The organism is Paracoccus sp. R12_2 (assembly GCF_017744015.1).
Lineage (GTDB): Bacteria > Pseudomonadota > Alphaproteobacteria > Rhodobacterales > Rhodobacteraceae > Paracoccus.
Genome location: NZ_JAGHRA010000020.1, coordinates 1 through 18797, shown reverse-complemented (window position 1 = coordinate 18797; position 18797 = coordinate 1). Strand labels below are relative to the sequence as shown.

The 18797-nt window shown below is 64.4% G+C and carries 22 protein-coding genes; 9 read left to right on the top strand and 13 right to left on the bottom strand.

Annotation, left to right across the window (positions count from 1 at the left end; genetic code table 11):
- Positions 1-133 precede the first annotated feature (133 nt).
- Entirely contained in the window at positions 134-1021 is an 888-nt protein-coding gene (locus J7359_RS17790) for a LysR family transcriptional regulator (protein WP_209058617.1), read from the top strand.
- A gap of 48 nt (positions 1022-1069) precedes the next feature.
- On the opposite strand, the gene J7359_RS17785 is transcribed toward J7359_RS17790, so the two are convergent.
- A complete protein-coding gene (locus tag J7359_RS17785; protein WP_209058615.1) occupies positions 1070-2665 on the bottom strand; it encodes a phosphoenolpyruvate carboxykinase in 1596 nt (531 codons plus the stop codon).
- 209 nt (positions 2666-2874) lie between these two features.
- Here J7359_RS17785 and J7359_RS17780 point away from each other — a divergent pair, with 209 nt between their 5' ends.
- From J7359_RS17780 to J7359_RS17755, 6 genes are all read left to right on the top strand, one after another.
- Positions 2875-3288 (top strand): serine kinase, encoded by a 414-nt coding sequence (locus J7359_RS17780; RefSeq protein ID WP_209058613.1) that lies wholly within the window; start codon positions 2875-2877, stop codon positions 3286-3288.
- A gap of 35 nt (positions 3289-3323) precedes the next feature.
- The gene (gene rapZ, locus J7359_RS17775) at positions 3324-4337 is read left to right on the top strand and encodes an RNase adapter RapZ (protein WP_209058611.1); all 1014 of its coding nucleotides are present in this window, start codon (positions 3324-3326) and stop codon (positions 4335-4337) included.
- Entirely contained in the window at positions 4334-4756 is a 423-nt protein-coding gene (locus J7359_RS17770; RefSeq protein ID WP_209058609.1) for a PTS fructose transporter subunit IIA, read from the top strand. The genes rapZ and J7359_RS17770 overlap by 4 nt, the downstream gene beginning before the upstream one ends.
- Positions 4753-5031 (top strand): HPr family phosphocarrier protein, encoded by a 279-nt coding sequence (locus J7359_RS17765; RefSeq protein ID WP_209058607.1) that lies wholly within the window; start codon positions 4753-4755, stop codon positions 5029-5031. The genes J7359_RS17770 and J7359_RS17765 overlap by 4 nt, the downstream gene beginning before the upstream one ends.
- A gap of 10 nt (positions 5032-5041) precedes the next feature.
- The gene (locus J7359_RS17760) at positions 5042-5656 is read left to right on the top strand and encodes a TetR/AcrR family transcriptional regulator (RefSeq protein ID WP_247740506.1); all 615 of its coding nucleotides are present in this window, start codon (positions 5042-5044) and stop codon (positions 5654-5656) included.
- Positions 5657-5762: 106 nt separating this feature from the next.
- Entirely contained in the window at positions 5763-6146 is a 384-nt protein-coding gene (locus J7359_RS17755) for a DUF2852 domain-containing protein (protein ID WP_247740510.1), read from the top strand.
- Positions 6147-6218: 72 nt separating this feature from the next.
- Here the strand turns inward: J7359_RS17755 and betC are convergent, their stop codons facing one another.
- The 9 genes from betC to J7359_RS17710 form a co-directional block, all read right to left on the bottom strand.
- Entirely contained in the window at positions 6219-7712 is a 1494-nt protein-coding gene (betC, locus tag J7359_RS17750) for a choline-sulfatase (RefSeq protein ID WP_348524416.1), read from the bottom strand.
- Positions 7709-8650, bottom strand: coding sequence for a choline ABC transporter substrate-binding protein (choX, locus tag J7359_RS17745; RefSeq protein ID WP_209058601.1), 942 nt, complete (start codon positions 8648-8650; stop codon positions 7709-7711). Before choX ends, betC begins: the two co-directional genes overlap by 4 nt.
- Positions 8651-8731: 81 nt before the next feature.
- The gene (locus tag J7359_RS17740; protein ID WP_209058596.1) at positions 8732-9607 is read right to left on the bottom strand and encodes a 3-hydroxybutyryl-CoA dehydrogenase; all 876 of its coding nucleotides are present in this window, start codon (positions 9605-9607) and stop codon (positions 8732-8734) included.
- Between the two features lie 148 nt (positions 9608-9755).
- Entirely contained in the window at positions 9756-10682 is a 927-nt protein-coding gene (locus tag J7359_RS17735; RefSeq protein ID WP_209058595.1) for an FAD-binding protein, read from the bottom strand.
- Entirely contained in the window at positions 10682-11440 is a 759-nt protein-coding gene (locus tag J7359_RS17730; protein ID WP_209058594.1) for an electron transfer flavoprotein subunit beta/FixA family protein, read from the bottom strand. Before J7359_RS17730 ends, J7359_RS17735 begins: the two co-directional genes overlap by 1 nt.
- A gap of 133 nt (positions 11441-11573) precedes the next feature.
- On the bottom strand, positions 11574-12146 hold the full coding sequence (locus tag J7359_RS17725) for a cob(I)yrinic acid a,c-diamide adenosyltransferase (protein ID WP_209058593.1): 573 nt from the start codon (positions 12144-12146) through the stop codon (positions 11574-11576).
- Entirely contained in the window at positions 12146-12346 is a 201-nt protein-coding gene (locus J7359_RS17720; RefSeq protein ID WP_209058591.1) for a twin transmembrane helix small protein, read from the bottom strand. The genes J7359_RS17725 and J7359_RS17720 overlap by 1 nt, the downstream gene beginning before the upstream one ends.
- 24 nt (positions 12347-12370) lie before the next feature.
- A complete protein-coding gene (locus J7359_RS17715; protein WP_209058589.1) occupies positions 12371-13189 on the bottom strand; it encodes an SDR family NAD(P)-dependent oxidoreductase in 819 nt (272 codons plus the stop codon).
- Between the two features lies 1 nt (position 13190).
- Positions 13191-13769 (bottom strand): SH3 domain-containing protein, encoded by a 579-nt coding sequence (locus J7359_RS17710; protein ID WP_209058587.1) that lies wholly within the window; start codon positions 13767-13769, stop codon positions 13191-13193.
- 138 nt (positions 13770-13907) lie between these two features.
- On the opposite strand from J7359_RS17710, the gene parC reads away from it, so the two are divergent.
- Positions 13908-16151 carry a DNA topoisomerase IV subunit A gene (gene parC / locus J7359_RS17705; RefSeq protein ID WP_209058585.1) on the top strand — a complete coding sequence of 748 codons (2244 nt, stop codon included), beginning with the start codon at positions 13908-13910 and terminating at the stop codon, positions 16149-16151.
- A gap of 181 nt (positions 16152-16332) precedes the next feature.
- Here parC and J7359_RS17700 read toward each other — a convergent pair whose 3' ends face one another.
- The 3 genes from J7359_RS17700 to J7359_RS17690 all read right to left on the bottom strand — a co-directional run bounded on the left by J7359_RS17700 (position 16333) and on the right by J7359_RS17690 (position 18440).
- Positions 16333-16917, bottom strand: coding sequence for a cytochrome b/b6 domain-containing protein (locus J7359_RS17700; protein ID WP_209058583.1), 585 nt, complete (start codon positions 16915-16917; stop codon positions 16333-16335).
- The gene (locus tag J7359_RS17695) at positions 16917-17372 is read right to left on the bottom strand and encodes a cytochrome c (protein WP_209058582.1); all 456 of its coding nucleotides are present in this window, start codon (positions 17370-17372) and stop codon (positions 16917-16919) included. The genes J7359_RS17700 and J7359_RS17695 overlap by 1 nt, the downstream gene beginning before the upstream one ends.
- 132 nt (positions 17373-17504) lie before the next feature.
- Positions 17505-18440, bottom strand: coding sequence for a tellurite resistance TerB family protein (locus tag J7359_RS17690; RefSeq protein ID WP_209058581.1), 936 nt, complete (start codon positions 18438-18440; stop codon positions 17505-17507).
- A gap of 230 nt (positions 18441-18670) precedes the next feature.
- On the opposite strand from J7359_RS17690, the gene J7359_RS17685 reads away from it, so the two are divergent.
- Positions 18671-18797, top strand: a 127-nt coding sequence (locus J7359_RS17685) for a GTP-binding protein (protein WP_233252549.1), incomplete at its 3' end; no start/stop codon positions are given.

Sequence of the window (18797 nt, the reverse complement as noted above, 5' to 3'; positions counted from 1 at the left end):
TGATTTCCTTCATGCTTTGCGCCGGTGGGCGCGGATCAGGACATGAGTTCATGTCATGGGACTTTTCTATTTCGGCTTGCAGAAGCGGCGCAAACGACAAATCTTATGGTCTGTCATTAGGTGAGGTAATTGCATGGACCGTCCCGATCTGCCGCTGAACGCGCTGCGCGTGTTCGAGGTCGCGATGCGTCAAGGCAGTTTCACCAAGGCCGCGACCGAACTGCGCGTGACCCAGGCTGCCGTCAGCCATCAGATCGCCCGGCTGGAGGATCTGATTGGGGCAAAGCTGTTTCTGCGCACCTCGCGCGGACTGGCACCGACCGATGAGGGGCGCCTGCTGTTTCCGGCGCTGGAGCAGGGTTTCGATGCGATGTCACGGGCGATCGAGCGTCTGAACGCCCGGCGCGACATCGAGGTGCTGCAGGTTGGCGTGAACACGACCTTTGCGCTTGGCTGGCTGATGCCCCGGCTTGACGCGTTTCGGCGCGCGCATCCCCGGATTGATCTGCGCATCGCGACCAACAACAACCGGGTCGAGATCCTGCGCGAGGGGCTGGACATGGCGATCCGGTTCGGCACCGGCGGATGGACCGGGCACGAGGTGGTGCCGCTGATCGAGGCCCCGTTGTCACCGCTCTGTGCGCCGGGCCTGGCGCGGCAGTTGCTGGATCCGGCCGATCTGGCGCAGGTGACCCTGTTGCGCAGCTATCGCAGCGCGGAATGGCCCGATTGGTTTGACGCCGCGGGCGTTGCCTGTCCGGCGGTGCAGGGGCCGGTTCTTGACAGTTCGGTGGCGCTTGCCGAACTGGCGGCATCCGGCGCGGGTGCGGCGCTGCTGCCGGTGGCCATGTTCGAAAGATACATCGCCCAAGGGCGGCTGACGCAGCCGTTCGGCCTCAGCGCCTCGGCCGGGCGCTATTATCTGGCATGGCCATCGGATCGTCGGGCGACCCCGGCCATGACCGCGTTCCTGCATTGGCTTGTCGGCGCGAGCGCCCGGGACAGCCTGCCCGGCGGATGAAGAAAAGGCCGCGCAGGCGCGGCCTTTTCGCAGGTCTTGCGCTGCCGATCAGCCGATGGCCGCGGCGCGCACTTCGTCGTCGATGGCCTCCAGATACTGCGCGAAATTGTCGCTGAACATCTGGACCAGCTTTTGCGCCTGCCGATCATAGGCCTGACGGTCGGCCCATGTCTGGCGCGGGTCCAGCAGCACGTCCGACACGCCCGGCACCGACACCGGCACCTCGAACCCGAAATTCGCATCCTTGCGGAATTCGACATCGTTCAGGCTGCCGTCCAGCGCGGCTGACAACAGCGCGCGGGTGGCGCGGATCGGCATGCGCGAGCCTTCGCCGAACGCGCCGCCGGTCCAGCCGGTGTTCACCAGCCAGCAGCTTGCGCCGTACTGGGCGATCTTGTCGGCCAGAAGCTTGCCATAGACCTCGGGGCGGCGCGGCATGAAGGGCGCGCCGAAACAGGTCGAGAAGGTCGGGACAGGTTCGGTCACGCCGACCTCGGTGCCCGGAGTCTTCGAGGTGAAGCCCGACAGGAAGTGATACATGGCCTGCGCCGGCGTCAGGCGCGCGATCGGCGGCAGCACGCCATAGGCATCGCAGGTCAGCATGATCACGTTCTTGGGATGCCCGCCAAGGCTGGTTTCCGACGCGTTCGAGATCGCGTCCAGCGGATAGGCGCAGCGCATGTTGTCGGTGATCGAGTTGTCCTCGAAGTCCAGCTCCAGCGTGTCGGGATCAAAGACCATGTTTTCGATCACGGTGCCAAAGCGCGAGCAGGTCGCGTGGATTTCAGGCTCTGCCTCGGCCGACAGGTTGATGGTCTTCGCATAGCAGCCACCTTCGAAGTTGAAGATGCCGTTATCCGACCAGCCATGTTCGTCATCGCCGATCAGCACGCGGCTTGGATCGGCCGACAGCGTCGTCTTGCCGGTGCCCGACAGGCCGAAGAAGATCGCGCTGTCGTCGGGATCGCCCGGCGCGTGGTTGGCGCTGCAATGCATGGGCATGATGCCCTTGCCCGGCAGGATGTAGTTCAGAAGCGTGAAGACCGATTTCTTGTTCTCGCCCGCATAGGCGGTGCCGCCGATCAGGATCAGCTTCTTCTGGAAGTTCAGGGCGATCACGGTTTCGCTGCGGCAGCCATGGCGCGCGGGGTCGGCCTTGAAGCCTGGGCAGTTGATGATCGTGAACTCGGGGCTGAAGGTCGCCAGTTCCTCGGCCTCGGGGCGGCGCAGCAGGTGACGGATGAACAGGCCGTGCCATGCCAGTTCCGTGACAACGCGGACATCCAGCCGTTCCTGGGGATCGGCGCCGCCGAACAGATCCTGCACGAAGTAGTCGCGGCCCTTCATGTGCGCCAGCATGTCCTGATGCAGCAGGTCGAAGGCGTCGGGGGCCATCGGCTTGTTGTTGTCCCACCAGATCGTGTCTTCGACATCGGGGGTGCGGACCACGAACTTGTCCTTGGGCGACCGGCCGGTATGGGCGCCCGTCGTCACCAGAAAGGCGCCGCCAAGGCCAATCCGACCTTCGTCGCGGGCGACCGCTTCGGTCATCAAAGCGGGTTCCAGCAGGTTGTAATAAACCCGGCCGAGGCCCTCGATACCCTGATCTTCCAGTCGGCAGTTCGGGTTTACGCGCGTGTTCATGTCTGTAACGCTCCTGACTTCATGCTCGCCTGCGACAGTTCCATGACGCAGTATGCGCGGCCTATAGCATGCGCGGGAGTTGAAAAAAGACGGGCGCGCTAACGGTTAGCGCAAACGTAAAATGTTATCGCCAACAGGGGTCGTTCGGCGGCGTTTCGGACGCAAAATTAACCAATTCCGGCAATGATCGGGAAGGAAAGGTGATTCGCATGGTGCAGCTTCATGCCACGACAATCGCGGTCGACGGGCGCGGTCTGCTGATCCTGGGTCCGTCGGGGGCAGGAAAATCATGTCTCGCGTTGCAGATGATGGCGGCCGGCGCGGCGCTTGTGGCCGATGACCGGACCGATGTGACCCGCGATGGCGCGGCGCTGATCGCCAGTTGCCCCGCGCCGCTGCGCGGACGCATCGAGGCGCGGGGCGTGGGCATTCTTGCGGCGTCGGATCACGGCCCCGTCCAACTGGCCGCGATTGCCGATCTGGGCCGGTCCGAGGCGGATCGGCTGCCGAAATCGCAAGAACATGACCTTTTGGGTATCGCCTTGCCACTTGTCCTCGGGCCGTATCGCCCGCATCTTTATGCTGCGTTGCGGCAGTTGCTGGTGGCCGGGCGCGTGGCATGAAAGGTAGTGACACGGGAATGGAGGATCGGTGCGGCATGGCGCATGAGGTCGCGACGTCGGACGACACGCAGACCGGCGCACAGCAGGCACAAAGGGTTGTGCTGGTGACCGGGCCATCGGGTGCCGGGCGGTCGACCGCGATCAACGTGCTTGAGGATCTTGGCTTCGAGGCGATAGACAACCTGCCGCTGTCGCTGATCCCGCGGCTGCTGGACGGTCCGGGCCGTCCCACGCCGCTGGCCCTTGGGCTGGATGTGCGCAACCGCGACTTTTCTGCGGCGAATGTGATCGAGATGATCGACCGGCTGACCCGCAATCCGGACTATGCGCCCGAAGTGCTGTTTCTGGATTGCGCGCTGGATGTGCTGGTGCGCCGCTACAACGAAACGCGTCGCCGCCATCCGCTGGCGCCCGACGGATCGCCCCTGTCCGGGATCACGAACGAGCTGGATCTGCTGGGACCGATCAGGTCGCGCGCCGATGTGCTGGTCGATACAAGCGAGCTGTCCCCGCACGACCTCAAGGCGGAACTGACCCGCTGGTTCGACATCCGTCCCGATCACGGGCTCAGCGTGTCGCTGCATTCCTTCAGCTACAAGCGCGGGGTGCCGCGCGGCGTCGATCTGATGTTCGACTGCCGGTGCCTGAGCAATCCGCATTGGGAAGCCGGGCTGCGCCAGATGAACGGTCAGGATCCCGAGGTTCAGGACTTTGTCGCCGCCGATCCCCGATTCGCGGAATTCTTCGGACGTATCCGCGATCTGATCCTGTTTCTGCTGCCCGCGCATCTGGAAGAGGGCAAATCGCACCTGTCGATCGGCTTTGGGTGTACCGGAGGGCAACACCGTTCCGTCACTTTGGCGGAGAAGATGTCGGTCGCGCTTGCAGATGCCGGGTGGCCGGTGTCAATAAGGCATCGTGAACTGGAGCGTCGAATGCCGATGCAACTGTCCTTCGGGGGCAGGGGGACGGCACAGACGCAGCATTCGTCCGAGCGTGACCGCGATGATCGCGGCGCGCCGGCTTCTGGACTTGGTGGGGCGCGTTGATCGGAATTGTCATCGTAGCGCATGGTGGACTGGCGCGGGAATATCGTTCGGCGGTAGAGCATGTGGTCGGGCCGCAGGCCGGAATCGCTGCTGTCGCGATCGAGGATGACCATGATCGTGCCGCCAAGACCTCTGAAATTCGGGCCGCCGCCGATGCCGTCGATCTTGGCGATGGGGTCGTCGTGGTGACGGATCTGTTCGGCGGATCGCCATCCAACCTGTCGCTGCCGGCCTGCGCCTTCCGGGACCGGACCATTCTTTACGGGGCCAATCTGCCGATGCTGGTGAAGCTGGCGAAATCGCGCCATCTTCCCGTGGCCGACGCCGTGGCCTTCGCCAAGGAAGCCGGGCGAAAATACATCAATTCCTACAACGTTCCGCCCGAAACCGTCCTGGACATGGGAACGCCCGCCAGATGAGCCAGACCGTCACGCGTGAACTGGCAATCATCAACGAAAAGGGCCTGCACGCGCGGGCCAGCGCCAAGTTCGTCGATGTCGTCGAACGCTTCGATGCGCAGGCCGAGGTCGCGAAGGACGGGATGAGCGTGTCGGGCGATTCGATCATGGGATTGCTGATGCTGACCGCGCCGCGCGGCTCGACCGTCACCGTCACCGTCTCGGGCCCCGAGGCCGAGGCATTGGCCGATGCGCTGGAGGCGCTGGTCGGCGATTATTTCGGCGAAGGCATGTAAGGCCGCCGATTTGTCCGAACGCAGATCCTATCATCACGGCAATCTTCGGCAGGCCCTGGTCGAGGCGACGGCCGCGTTGATCGAAGAACTGGGGCCGCAGGCCTTCACGCTGGCCGAGGCCGCGCGCCGCGCGGGCGTTTCGGCGGCTGCGCCCTATCGGCATTTCAAGGGACGCGAGGATCTGATCGAAGAGGTCGCGCGGCAGGGTTTTCTGGATTTCGCCGCACGGCTGGAAGCGGCGTTCGATGCCGGGCGCCCGCGCGCGCTGACGGCGTTTCTGCGGATGGGGCAGGCCTATCTGGATTTCGCCCGGCAGCGCCCCGGATATTACATGGCGATGTTCGAATCCGGCATTTCCATCGCCGGAAACGCAGATCTGGCGCTGGCATCCGAGCGCGCCCAGGGCATGTTGCTGAAAGCAGCCGAGGCACTGGCGCAGCGTCTGCCGCCCGAACGGCGGCCACCCCCGCGCATGGTCGCCAACCATGTCTGGGCGCTGAGCCACGGTGTGGTCGAACTGTTCTCGCGCGGAAAACCCGGCGGACGGACCCCGGTCGAGCCGTCCGAAATGCTGGAAAGCGGCGTGATCATCTATCTGCGCGGGCTGGGGTTGATCGGCGATTGAAAAATATCTGCGCGACACTTGACGCGGGCTTGTGGACACCCATCTATGTAAATGTGATTAACATTAACATGGAGGGATCACACAGATGCACAGCGCATCGTATCAGATGTCGGCCTACCCGCTGAACGCCTCGCGCGGTCCGGGGCCGTTGGGCCGCGCCCGTGACTGGCTGGACGAACGCGGCAAGGCCGCATGGATCGTGGCGATGATCCTTGGTTTCGTGCTGTTCTGGCCGGTCGGTCTAGCCATCCTTGCCTATATGATCTGGAGCAAACGCATGTTCGGATGCAGCAAACGCAGCCACGCGCCGCGCTATCACGCCGCGCCCACTGGAAACTCGGCCTTCGATGCCTATCGCGACGAGACGCTGAAGCGCCTGGAAGATGAACACCGCGAGTTCATCGACTTCCTGCAGAAGCTGCGCGAGGCCAAGGACAAGGCAGAGTTCGATCAGTTCATGGAACAGCGCGGCGACAAGCCCGCCAACTGATCCACTGGTCAAGCCGAAGACGCGGGGGCCGGGAAACCGGCCCCCTCGAATGTTTACCTGCGCGGAATGTGGTTAGTCGCCGCGTGGAAAGCGCTGGTTTTCCTCAAGCACGTTCAGGTCCATGTGGTTGCGCATGTATCGTTCGGACGCCTTCATCAGCGGTTGATAGTCCCACGGATAATAGGATCCGTTGCGCAACGCCTCGTAGACGATCCACCGCCGCGCCTGGCTTTGGCGCACCTCGGCGTCATAGCCGTCCAGATCCCAGCGCTGATCCGCCATCCCGCGCATCCGGCCAAGCGTTTCCGCATGGGCGGGATCGTCGGCCAGATTGTGGCGTTCAAGGGGATCGGCCTGCAGGTCGAACAGCATCTCTGGGTCGGCTTTGCAGGCGACGTATTTCCAGCGTCCGTCCCGCAATCCCACCAGAGGCGCGATACTGCCTTCGGCGGCGTATTCGATCGCGACGGGGCCATGATTTGCGCCGCCATCGGCCAGCGATTCACCGTCGGTCCAGGGCGCGATATCCGAGATCGGGATGCCTGCAAGATCGCAGATCGTGGGCAACACGTCGATCGTGCTGACCGGCGTTTCGACCAGCCCTGCCTGCATCGTCGGTGCCGAGATCATCAGAGGCACCCGTGCCGAGCCCTCGAAGAAGCTCATCTTGAACCACAGCCCGCGTTCGCCCAGCATCTCGCCATGGTCCGAGAGGAACAGGATGATCGCCTCTTGCCCGGTGCTTTCAAACACGTCGAGGATCTCGCCGATCTTGTCGTCGACATAGCTGATATTGGCGAAATAGCCCTGCCTTGCCCGCCGGATATGGTCGTCGGTGATGTCGAAATTGCGCCAGTCGCTGGCATCCATCAGCCGCTTGGAATGCGGATCCTGCCGATCATAGGGAATAGCCTCGGGCGCGGCCAGTTCCGGCGCCCCCTCATACAGGTCCCAGTATTTGCGGCGGGCGACGAACGGGTCGTGCGGATGGGTGAAGCTGACGGTCAGACACCATGGGCGCGCGTCATTTCCGCGCGCCAGATCATACAGCTTGCGGCAGGCGTTATAGGCAACCTCGTCGTCATATTCCAACTGGTTGCTGATCTCTCCGACGCCCGCGCCGGTGACCGAGCCCAGATTGTGATACCACCAGTCGATCCGTTCGCCCGGCTTGCGATAATCGGGCGTCCAGCCGAAATCGGCAGGATAGATGTCTGTGGTCAGCCGTTCCTCAAACCCGTGCATCTGGTCGGGACCGACGAAATGCATCTTGCCCGACAGGCAGGTCTGATAGCCCGCCCGCCGCAGGTGATGGGCGTAGGTCGGGATGTCGGAACAGAATTCGGCCGCGTTGTCATAGACGCGCGTGCGGCGCGGCAACTGTCCGGACATGAAGCTGGCCCGTCCCGGCGCGCAAAGCGGGCTGCCGGTATAGCTGTTGGCAAACCGGGTCGAGCGTTCGGCCAGCCTGCGCAGGTTGGGCGTGTGCAGAAAATCGGCGGGGCCGTCGGGGAAAAGCACCCCCGACAGCTGATCCGCCATCAGAATCAGGATATTGGGTTTCACTTGCTTACCGCAGCCATGACAGCGTCGTTACCGGGTTGGCCGTCCAGCGTCGTCACGCCCTCAAGCCATGTTGCCGCGACCTCTGGGTGATCCGCGATCCAGCCCTTGGCCGCCTCTTTCGCGTCCATGCCTTCGTCAAGGATCTTGCCCATCAGGACGTTTTCCATCGACACGTCGAAAACAAGCTGACTGAACAGCTTGGCGGCGTTCGGGCAGGCCTCGACCCATTCCGTGCGCGCCAGGGTGTGGACCGTCGCACCGCCGTAATCCGGGCCAAAGCGTTCGTCGCCACCGGACAGATAGGTGATCTGCAGCGCCTCGTTCATCGGATGCGGCGCCCAGGCCAGGAACACGGTCGGCGTTCCGGCATTCGCGTTGCGGCCGACCTGCGCCAGCATCGCCTGTTCGCCGGATTCGACCAGCGTCCAGTCGCCAAGGCCGAACTCGTCCGCGTCGATCATCGCCTGGATCGACTGGTTCGCGGGCGCGCCGGGCTCGATCCCGTAGATCTTGCCGTCAAAGGCATCCTTCTGCGCGTCCAGATCCGCGAAATCCGCCACGCCGGCCTCGGCGCCCGGCGCGTTCACGGCAAGGGTGAACTTGGCCCCTTCCAGATTCTGGACCAGTTCCTGGATGGTGCCGGCCGCGTCCAGATCGTCGCGGAATTTCTGCTGCGCGGGCATCCAGTTGCCCAGGAACAGATCGGTGTCGCCGTTCTTCAGCGCCTCGTAGCCGACCGGAACCGAAAGTGTCGCGATCTCGGGCGTGTAGCCCAGGCCCTCCAGCAAGGTTGCGGCGACGCCGTTCGTGGCGGTGATGTCCGTCCAGCCCGGATCGGAATAGCGGACCGTGCCGCAAGTCGCAGCTTCGTCTGCCAGAACGGGCGCAGCCGTCGCCGTCAGCAGCAACGCAACGGTCGATATCTTCAGGGTGGTCATGGATTTCCCTTCCTGTCGGTTTTTTGATTGTTCCGCCAGTCAATGATGAATTGCTGCAGGCTTCGCGCCCAAAAACGACATTCAACGTGTCGGAACTGGCGTCTCTCCGCGATAGTCGTAGAAGCCGCGCCCGGTCTTGCGGCCCAGCCACCCGGCCTCGACGTATTTCGTCAGCAGAGGGCAGGGGCGATACTTGGTATCGGCCAGACCGTCATGAAGCACGTTCATGATCGCAAGGCATGTATCCAGTCCGATGAAATCGGCCAGTTCCAGCGGCCCCATCGGGTGATTGGCGCCCAGTTTCATCGATTCGTCGATCGACTTCACGTTTCCGACGCCTTCATACAGCGTATAGACCGCTTCGTTGATCATCGGCATCAGGATGCGGTTGACGATGAAGGCCGGAAAATCCTCGGCGCTGGCGGCGGTCTTGCCCAGTTTCCTGACCACCTCGTGCAGCAGCTCGAAGGTGGCCTGATCGGTCGCGATGCCGCGGATCAGTTCGACCAGCTGCATGACCGGAACCGGGTTCATGAAGTGGAAACCCATGAATTTCTCGGGCCGGTCGGTGCGGCTGGCAAGCCGCGTGATCGAAATCGACGAGGTGTTCGAAGTCAGGATCGTCTCGGGTTTCAGATGCGGCTGCAGATCCTCGAAGATCGCCTGCTTGACCGTTTCGCGTTCGGTGGCGGCCTCGATCACCAGGTCGGTCTTTCCCAGGTCGGACAGCCGCAGCGTGGTCGAGATCCGGCCCATCGCGGCCTTCTTGTCCTCGGCCGAGATCTTCTCGCGGCTGACCTGACGTTCCAGGTTCCTGTCGATCAGGCTCAGCGCCTTGTCCAGGGCGTCCTGGCTGACATCGGTCAGCAGGACATCGTACCCTGCCAGCGCGAAGACATGGGCGATGCCGTTGCCCATCTGACCCGCACCGATCACGCCAACCGATTGAATCGTCATGTCCCCACCTCTCTTGCTGACGCGGCGACGATAGGGGGCGCGGCCAGATGCTGCAATGCAAAACCGCCCCCGGCAGGGGGCGGTCGGCGGGGGGCAAGCCCCCGGTTCCCGCACTGAGCGACGGGAAGTTTTCTGGATCGAATGCCGCCTACAGCTTTTCGGTCAGTTCCGGCACTGTGGTGAACAGGTCGCCAACCAGGCCGTAATCGGCGATCTGGAAGATCGGCGCTTCCTCGTCCTTGTTGATGGCGACGATGACCTTGCTGTCCTTCATCCCGGCAAGGTGCTGGATCGCGCCCGAGATGCCGACGGCGACGTAAAGTTCCGGCGCCACGACCTTGCCGGTCTGGCCGACCTGCCAGTCGTTCGGGGCATAGCCCGAGTCGACCGCTGCGCGGGATGCGCCGACGGCGGCACCCAGCTTGTCGGCCAGCTTCTCGATGATCGCGAAATCGTCCTTGGACCCGACCCCGCGTCCACCCGACACGACACGTCCCGCCGAGGTCAGTTCAGGGCGGTCGCTTTCCGCAACCTCGTCGCCGACCCATTTCGACAGCGCCGGATCCTCGGCCGCCGAGATCGCCTCGACCGGCGCCGGGCCGCCTTCGCCCGCCGTGTCAAAGCTGGCGGTGCGGACGGTCATGACCTTCTTGGCGTCCTTCGACTTTACCGTCTGGATGGCGTTGCCGGCATAGACCGGGCGTTCAAAGGTTTCCGCGTCGATCACCGCCGACACGTCCGAAATCACCATCGCGTCCAGCAGCGCCGCGACGCGCGGCATGATGTTCTTGGCATCCGTCGTGGCCGGGGCTGCGATATGGTCGTAATCGCCCGCCAGGGACACCATCAGCGCGGCGGCCGGTTCGGCCAGCCGGTGGCCATACAGCGCATCCTCGGCAACCAGCACCTTGGCGACGCCGTCGATCTTGGCTGCTTCCTCGCCCGCCGCCTTGGCATGTGCGCCGGCGCACAGCACCGTCACGTCGCCCAGGGATTTCAGCGCACCCACGGCCTTGGACGTGGCATCGCGGTTCAGTTCGCCATTCGTGACTTCACCCAGCAGAAGAACAGCCATCACACGACCCCCGCTTCTTTCAGTTTCGACACCAGCTCGTCGACCGAGCCTACCTTGATCCCGGCCTTGCGGCCCTCGGGCTCGCGGGTCGAGACGATTTCAAGCCGGGGCGAGACATCGACGCCCAGATCGGCGGCGGTCTTTTCGTCCAGCGGCTTTTTCTTGGCCTTCATGATGTTGGGCAGCGAGGCGTAGCGCGGCTCGTTCAGGCGCAGGTCGGCGGTGACGATCGCCGGCAGCTTGACCTCGATGGTCTGCAGACCGCCGTCCACCTCGCGCGTGACCTTGGCGGTCTCGCCCTCGATCTCGACCTTGCTGGCGAAGGTCGCCTGGCTCCAGCCAAGCAGCGCCGCCAGCATCTGGCCGGTCGCGTTCATGTCGTTGTCGATCGCCTGCTTGCCGGCGATGACCAGCTTGGGCTGTTCCTCGTCGATCACGGCCTTCAGGATCTTGGCGACGGCCAAGGGTTCGATGTCCTGGTGCACGTCATCGGCAGCGATCACCAGGATCGCGCGGTCGGCGCCCATGGCCAGCGCGGTGCGCAGCGTTTCGGCCGCCTGCTTGACGCCGATGCTGACCGCGACGACTTCCTCGGCGACACCCTTTTCCTTCAGCCGGATCGCCTCTTCGACAGCGATCTCGTCGAAGGGGTTCATCGACATCTTCACATTCGCCAGATCGACACCGGATCCGTCCGCTTTCACACGGGCCTTCACGTTGTAGTCGATCACGCGCTTGACCGGCACGAGAACCTTCATGTGGCTGCTCTCCCTTGGTTGCGTCCTTTGTCGTGGCTTTGTTATCGGCAGGTTCTGCCCATTTACAGCAGAAAAACGTCGTCGGACGCCGCGTTTGCGGCGCAGGATTGCCGCGACGCAGCGTTGTGGGGCGCTAACGGCTGGCGCCGGGGACCCACAAGATGTCTTCGGTCCCGCCGCCATTGGCCTGACGGGCGGCGACGAAAAGCCAATCGCTGAGCCGGTTCAGATAGCGGATCGCGGCACCGTTGGCATCGCCGCCGGTCGCCAGTTCGGTCGCACGACGTTCGGCCCGGCGGGCGACGGTGCGCGACAGATGCAGATGCGCCGCCAGCACCGAGCCGCCGGGCAAAATGAAGCTGCGCAGCGGCTGCAGATCGGCATTCATCTCGTCGATCTCGGATTCCAGCCGTGTGACCTGTGAATCGACGATGCGCAGCACCGGATAGCCGGCCTGATCGTCCGCCTGCATGTTGGGACGTGCCAGATCGGCGCCCAGGTCGAACAGGTCGTTCTGGATCACCGCGATCCGGTCGGCCATGCGACCGCCCGCGTGCAGGCGGCACAGCCCCAGCGTGGCGTTCAGCTCGTCCACCGTGCCATAGGCCTCGACCCTCGGGTCATGCTTGGCCACGCGACTGCCGTCAGACAGCGCGGTATCGCCCTTGTCGCCGGTGCGGGTATAGATCTTGTTCAGGACCACCATCAGCCGGACCTCATCCACAGGAACAGAAGAATCAGCGCCACTGCCACCGCCTGCGCGATGATCCGCCAGCGCATCAGGCGATTTCCATGCTTGCGGTTGAATTCACCGCCCTTGGCAAAGCCGCCGATGCCGGTGACCAAGATCGCCAGCACCACCAGAACGGCCAGCACGACCAGATAGAACAGGGGCTTGTCTTGCATGGGCACCGCCTTTCGCGGCTGACCCTAGCTGCGGCGGGCGACCCAGTCCAGTGCGCGCGTGGACAGCAGCCTGCGGCCGACGCCCGACAGCCAGGTCGGGGCGGTGACGTAATAGCGGGGCGCCGGTCTTGTCGCGGTCAGCGCCCGCAGGATCCGGTCGCTGACCGCCGAGGGCGGCAATTCGAAGCGATCCTTGCCGGGCGGATGATACAGCCGTTTCAGCAGCGTGTCGCGATATTGCTGGGCGCGTGCGCTGTCCTGCCAGTTCACCCATCTTTCGAAATGCGGGATCGCGTTCACCCGGATGCGGCTGGCGATCGGTCCCGGCTCGATCATCACGACCTGCACCCCGGTGCCGTGCATCTCCAGGCGCAGCACGTCGGTCAGCCCCTCCATCGCGAACTTCGTGGCGACATAGGGACCGCGCCAGGGGATCCCGACCAGACCCAGGACCGAACTGATATTGACGATCCTGCCGCCATGTTCGCGGAAATGCGGGATCAGCCGCGCCGTCAGGTCATGCGTGCCGAAAAGATTGGCCTCGAAAATGGCGCGCAGCGCGTCGCGGGAAATATCCTCGACCGCGCCGGGCAGCGCAAAGGCCGCGTTGTTCACCAGCCCGTCCAGCCGTCCGCCGGACAATACCTGCCGGACCAGCCGGGCTGTGCTTTCCGGATCGGCAAGTTCCAGGTGATGGCATTCCATCCCTTCGGCGCGGCGGGCGGCGATGTCCGCTTCCTGACGGCAGGTCGCGACCACCTGCCATCCTTCGGCCTGCATCCGGCGCGCGGCATCCAGACCGATGCCCGACGAGCAGCCGGTGATCAGTACCCGTCCGGTCATGTCAGTTCGGCGCGTTGCTGGTCAGAAACTGGCCCGACATGTAGCCGATGCGTCCGCTTGTATCGCGGATATTGACCCAGGCGCCGTCGGTCGGCCCCAGCGCCTCGACCGCCGCCCCCTGACCAAGCGCACCGATCACCCGGTCCCCGGTCGAGGGGCCGGCGCGGAAATTCACGCTGTTGCCGGTGACGTAGAGAATCGGGCCTTGCGCGCCGGGCGGCGGTGCTGCGACTGCTTGCTGCTCCTGCCCTGCATATTCGGGCGAAGGCCGCAGCGCGGGTCCGGGAAATTGCTGGACCCGCTGGGGGGTCTGGGCCGCCACGCTGACAACTTCGGGCGCGGAGGAGGGCGCCTCGGCAGACGTGTTCCCGGCCGTGGGTGCGCCGCTGTTCGTCGCGGGGGGCGTGCGGCCTTCGGGGGGCGCGATCAGATCCCGCGCGCCAGCGTCCTGCGCGGCGGAGCGCGGCGTCGGGGACGCGGTCTGCTGTCTCTGCGCGCGCGGATCGCCCGCCCCATAGACCGACATGACGGCGTAAAGTGCGACCAGCGTCGCGGACATCAACACAAGAAGTCGTATCATTTTCGCTGCCGTCGTTCCCCTGATGGCCGACTGTGGCCTCTTTATCCGATCGCCCGGAACAACGCCATGCGGCTTGCCCCGTTCCGAAGGTGAAATTCCGGCTGGACCGGCATCGCCGCGCGGCCTATCCAATGCGGCATGTCCGACGATCTTCCTATCGACCCCGAACGGAACACGCAGTCCGAACCGCTAAGCCGCGCCATAGGCGAGCGATATCTGACCTATGCGCTGTCCACGATCATGAACCGCGCACTGCCTGATGCGCGCGATGGCCTGAAGCCTGTGCATCGCCGCATTCTTTACGCGATGCGCGAATTGCGGCTTTCGCCGAACGGTGCCTTCCGGAAATCCGCGAAGATCACCGGCGACGTGATGGGCAATTATCACCCCCACGGCGACGCGGCGATCTATGATGCGATGGCGCGCCTGGCCCAGGATTTCGCCATGCGCTATCCGCTGGTGGACGGGCAGGGCAACTTCGGCAATATCGACGGCGACAACCCGGCCGCCGCGCGATACACCGAGGCGCGGCTGGCGCAGACATCCGAGACGCTGATGGACGGGCTGACCGAGGATTCGGTCGATTTCCGCCCCAATTACGACGGCACGCTGAACGAACCCGTCGTGCTGCCCGCGGCCTTTCCGAACCTGCTGGCAAATGGCGCGTCGGGCATCGCGGTGGGCATGGCCACCAACATTCCGCCCCACAACCTGCACGAGGTGATCGACGCCTGCCTGCATCTGATCAAGACGCCTGATGCGCGCGACGACACGCTGGCGACGCTGATCAAGGGGCCGGATTTTCCGACCGGCGGCGTGATCGTCGAAAGCGCCGATACGATCGCCCAGAACTATCGCACCGGCCGGGGTGCCTTCCGTGTCCGGGCCAAGTGGGAGCAGGAGGATCTGGGCCGCGGCCAGTGGCAGATCGTAGTCACCGAAATTCCCTACCAGGTCCAGAAATCGCGTCTGATCGAGCGGCTGGCCGAACTGATCCAGACCAAGAAGATCCCGATCCTGGCCGATGTGCGCGACGAATCCGCCGAGGATGTCCGCATCGTGCTGGAACCGCGCGCGCGCAATGTCGATCCCGAACAGCTGATGGCCGCGCTGTATCGCGTCAGCGATCTTGAGGTGCGTTTCAGCCTGAACATGAACGTGTTGATCGACGGGCGCGTGCCCAAGGTCTGTTCGCTGAAAGAGGTGCTGCGCGCGTTCCTGGATCACCGCCGCGAGGTGCTGGTCCGGCGCGCGAATTTCCGTCTGGACAAGATCGCAGCCCGGCTCGAGGTGTTGGAAGGCTATCTGATCGCCTACCTGAACCTTGACCGGGTGATCGAGATCATCCGCTACGAGGACGATCCCAAGGCGGTGATGATCGCCGAGTTCGGGCTGTCGGATGTGCAGGTCGAGGCGATCCTGAACATGCGCCTGCGTGCCTTGCGCAAGCTGGAAGAGATCGAGTTGCGCGCCGAACGCGACGGTTTGCTGGAAGAACGCGAGACGCTGCAGGCGATGCTGGCCGATGAGGCCGCGCAGTGGTCGCGCATCGCCGATCAGTTGAAGGAGGTCCGCAACCTGTTCGGCAAGTCCACGCCCGAGGGCCAGCGCCGGACGCTGATCACCGAGGCTGCCGATGTCGAGCCGATCGACATGGATGCGATGATCGAGCGTGAGCCGCTGACCGTGATCCTGTCCCGGATGGGATGGATCCGGGCGATGAAGGGGCATCAGCCGCTGGATGCCGAACTGAAGTTCAAGGACGGCGACGGCCCGGCCTTCGCGCTGCACGCCGAGACGACCGACAAGCTGATGGTCTTTGCCTCGAACGGCCGGTTCTACACACTGCCCGCGAACGGCCTGCCCGGCGGACGTGGCATGGGCGAACCGCTGCGGCTTATGGTCGAACTGCCGAACGAGGCAGAGGTCATTGCCGTCTTCCCCTGGCGCGAGGGCGAAAGATATCTGGTCGCCTCGAAGGCGGGCGACGGTTTCGTGGTCGCGGCCTCGGATATCCTGGCGCAGACCAAGACCGGCAAGCAGGTGCTGAACGGCGAGGCGCTGCTGTGCAAGCCGGTCAGCGGCGATCATGTGGCGGTCGTCGGCACCAACAGGAAGATGCTGGTCTTTCCGCTGACCGAGCTGCCCGAGATGGCGCGCGGCAAGGGGGTCAGATTACAACGCTTTGGCAGTGGCGGTGGGCTGCTGGCGGCCGACAGCCTGTCGGATGCCACCTTCGTGAAGCTGGCCGAAGGGCTGAGTTGGCCGATGGGTGGCGGCAAGACCCGCACCGAAAGCGATCTCGGCGAATGGCTTGGCAAGCGCGCGGGCGCCGGTCGCATGGCGCCGCGCGGCTTTCCGCGCGACAACAAGTTCGCCTGATCCGCTGCGCGTTGCCGACCCTTACGACCGGCGGCCCACGGCCGCTGGTCAGGTCATGCGCGAGGGGCTTGTCCCCTCGCTCGTTTCTGCTGATTGTCCTGCAATCAGGATTAACGCGGCGGGCAAGCCCGCCGCGTGCGCGATGTGACCGGGCAGGGCCCGGTCGAATCGGTGTCCTGGATCAGCGCTTGCGCACCCATTTCCAGCCGGTCAGCATCGGCCCGACCAGATCCTCGTTCTTCCAGACGCGATAGAACAGGATCACGGCGACATGCAGAAGAACCAGGATCAGGATCGCTGTCGCACCCCAGTGATGCCAGCCGACCGCGTCGCCCGCGGTCTCGCCGCCGACCTTGTCTGCCAGCGGCCCGACATTGATGAAATCGTCCGGGTCCGAGATCAGGCCCGTCCCGACCTGCCAGGCCAGGGCTGCCAGCATTGCGATGACCGACAGCGCCCCCAGCGGGTTGTGGCCCGGCCAGTGACTTGGCTCGCGCCGGCCCAGATGTCGAACATAGCCCAGAACGGCCGCCGGTCCCCTGACAAAGCTGGCGAATCGGGCGGATCTGGGTCCGACCAGCCCCCAAACCAAGCGGAACAACAGCAATGCGATGATCGCGTAGCCGAACCAGAAATGCAGGGTCATGACGTTGGGGCCGAACTTGCCCAGAATCCATGTCGTCACGACCAATGCGGCCAGCGCCCAGTGGAAGAAACGCAGGGCCGGATCCCAGATCCTGACCCTGCGCGCCTGATCCTCTGACATCAGTCTTTCTTGCGATAGTCGTCGTGGCATGCCTTGCAGGCTCCGCCCAGCTTCTGCAGTGCCGGGCCGATATTGTCCTGCCCGCCCATCACGGCCTCGGGGCTGCCTGCCGCCGCGTCGGCCAGTTCGGTGAACTTGGTCGCGAAGTCGTCGGGGTTTTCCCAGATCGCGGGCAATGCCTCGGACCCTTCGGCCTCGCCCTCGGCGGTGCCTTCGATGAACAGGGACGGCACGTCATACTGGGTCAGCGCGACAATGTTCGCGGCGGCGGTTGACGCGGCAGCCTCGTCATAGGCCATCTCGCCTTTCGCCATGGCCGACAGCTTGCCCATGTTGATCGCAAGCATCTTCATGTATCCGTGACGCGCCTCCAGCGCGTCTTCGGCGGATTGTGCCGTTGCAATGACGGGAAGTGCGGCGAAAAGGCAGATCGCGGCAGAGGTGGCGAGGCGCATGGCTGGCTCCTGTCTGAAATGATGACGTTTTCTGCGTCTGAACTTCCTGTGGAAACTTGGCAGAGCCCGCCACGCCGATCAATCAAACTCGGACCGGATCACGAACTTGCGATGATCTGCCGAAGTCGGCGCTCAGCTGTAAAGCAGGGTGACGCCGGCCTCGCGGTGGATGGCGTTGACGGTGTCGCGGTCAAGCCCCATGGATTGTGCCAGATCGTGCAGATAGCGCGCCTCGGCCGCGCTGTCGAAATCGATCGCCAGCAGCGACATCAGGTAGACCTGTGATTCCATACCCGCGGGGATCTCGCGCGCCAGGGCCTGTGCATCGACCGGCGCCGCCATCTGTTCGCGGATGAACTGGCGTTCCTCATCATCCAGATCATCACCCAGATGACCCAGAAGCCGCTGCTTTTCCGCGTCGTCGATGGTGCCGTCCGATTTCGCGGCCTGGATCATCGCCTTCAGCATCAGCCCGGCGACAGCGTTCTGTTCCGGCGTCGGGGCGATTTCGGGCTCGTCGTTGCGCGACACCGAATCATTGAACAACTCGCCGAAGCTTGCATCGTTGCTGGCCTGCGAATCCTTGCGCGCCAGCCCGCCTGCCGTCGCGGCACCCGCACCGGCAGCGGACCCGCCAAGCAGACCTCCAAGCAGATCGCCCAGTCCGCCCTGGCCGCCGGCCTGACCGGTGCGTCCGCCACCAAGCTGCCCCAGGATGCCGCCGAGCCCGCCGGATTTACCGCCGCTGCCGCCCAGACGATCCAGAATGCCGCCAAGCCCCCCCTGGGCGCCAGCGGAATGCGCGCCGCCATAGGGTCGACCGCTTCCCGCAGCCGATCCAGACTGTCGGCCGCCCAGCACCTGGCCCAACATGTCGCTGAGGCTGCCGCCGCTGCCGCCCGAGGTGTTGTTGCCAAGAATGCTGTCCAGCAGCCCGCCCTGACCTGACTGCGAACCTGTCGGACGCTGTCCGGCCGAGCCCGACTGGCGGTTCTTCATGACGGCGCCGATTCCCTTGGCCAGCATCACTCCGGCGGCGACACGGGCAAGCGATTTCATCAAGCTCATGGTTACGTCCTCTCGTTGGGTCCGGGCCGCTGATCGCGGCGTCAATCAGACGCGAACGCGCGCTGCGGGCAACCGGTTCCCGCCGGGTCGCGTGGTCTGTGTCAGACCCGGCGCGGCGGCAGTGACAAACCCCACGCGCGCCCTTGATTTTTCCTCGACCGCCTTATAAATCGCGGCGCACACTAACCCGGGGGCCTGTCAAGCCACGCCCCGCGATCAGGAGGCCCTAGATGGCAAAGGCAAAGTTTGAACGGACGAAACCGCACGTCAATATCGGGACGATCGGTCACGTTGACCACGGCAAGACGACGCTGACGGCGGCGATCACGAAGTATTTCGGTGATTTCCGTGCCTATG